This window comes from Paraburkholderia sp. SIMBA_027, assembly GCF_046535315.1.
GTDB lineage: Bacteria > Pseudomonadota > Gammaproteobacteria > Burkholderiales > Burkholderiaceae > Paraburkholderia > Paraburkholderia tropica.
This window is the reverse complement of record NZ_JAWRWY010000144.1, coordinates 1-400: the sequence shown is the minus strand read 5'-3', so window position 1 is coordinate 400 and position 400 is coordinate 1. Positions and strand designations below refer to the sequence as shown.

Genomic DNA, 400 nt, shown 5'->3' with positions numbered 1-400 from the left:
TCAGGACGTTCCGCTGATCGTGCCGGAAGTTAATGCCGATGCCGTCGAGGGCTTTACCCGCAAGAACATCATCGCCAACCCGAATTGCTCCACGGCCCAGCTCGTTGTCGCGCTGTAGCCGCTGCATGACTTCGCCAAGATCAAGCGCGTCGTTGTCTCCACCTATCAGTCTGTTTCCGGCGCCGGCAAGGAAGGCATGGACGAGCTGTTCCAGCAGACCCGCGCCGTCTTCGTGGCCGATCCGGTCGAAACCAAGAAGTTCACCAAGCGCATCGCCTTCAACGTCATTCCACATATCGATAGCTTCATGGAAGACGGCTATACGAAGGAAGAGTGGAAGGTTCTGGCCGAAACCAAGAAGATGCTCGACCCGAAGATCAAGGTCACCTGCACCGCAGTT

At 57.0% G+C, this 400-nt stretch carries 1 protein-coding gene; it reads left to right on the top strand.

The window, feature by feature from the left end; translation table 11 throughout:
- Window positions 1–121: 121 nt before the first annotated feature.
- The coding region (locus tag SB764_RS38515) for an Asd/ArgC dimerization domain-containing protein (protein ID WP_410866536.1) at window positions 122–400 on the top strand (279 nt) is incomplete at its 3' end.